The 466-nt window shown below is 61.2% G+C and carries 1 protein-coding gene; it reads right to left on the bottom strand.

Annotation, left to right across the window (positions count from 1 at the left end; genetic code table 11):
* Positions 1–56: 56 nt before the first annotated feature.
* The gene (locus AWU74_RS10975) at positions 57–269 is read right to left on the bottom strand and encodes a hypothetical protein (protein ID WP_162505098.1); all 213 of its coding nucleotides are present in this window, start codon (positions 267–269) and stop codon (positions 57–59) included.
* Between the last annotated feature and the right edge of the window lie 197 nt (positions 270–466).

The raw sequence follows: 466 nt of genomic DNA, 5'->3' as shown, positions 1-466 counted from the left end.
GGGTATTAAGGCGAGCATACACGCATTCCCGGCGCTTCGCCGGCTACCGCCGCGCTTTACAGGTTGAACGCGAATAGCACGGGGTGCGGCGCCTGCCCGCGCCGGGCAATTTTGAACAGCCCCTTGATAACGGAAGAAATCGCCGTAACGATAAAGATAGCCAGCTTAAAAAAGAAGCCTACTCCGGGGATAAAATGCAGGTATTCGGCGTCTCCCTCCGGGTCGACTGGGCTGCCCTCAGGGTTTTCCTTTTCCCGGTCGTTTCCCACGCGGAACTCGTTGTTCTGCAGGTCAAAAAACGCGTCAAAGCCAGAGGTATCCGCCGTCGGCTCCGGCGCCTCGAGCCCGCGCTTACAACGCCGAGGTTTGCGCTTATTGCAGCGAGCGGCCCCGGGTAGATTTTCCGCGCCACTCCCCTGCCGTCCCCCCGGCGGTACCCCGCCTGTCAAACTCGTCTGAGCGCGGC

The sequence above is a fragment of the Treponema endosymbiont of Eucomonympha sp. genome, from assembly GCF_001028545.1.
This window is presented reverse-complemented; position numbering and strand designations above follow the sequence as displayed.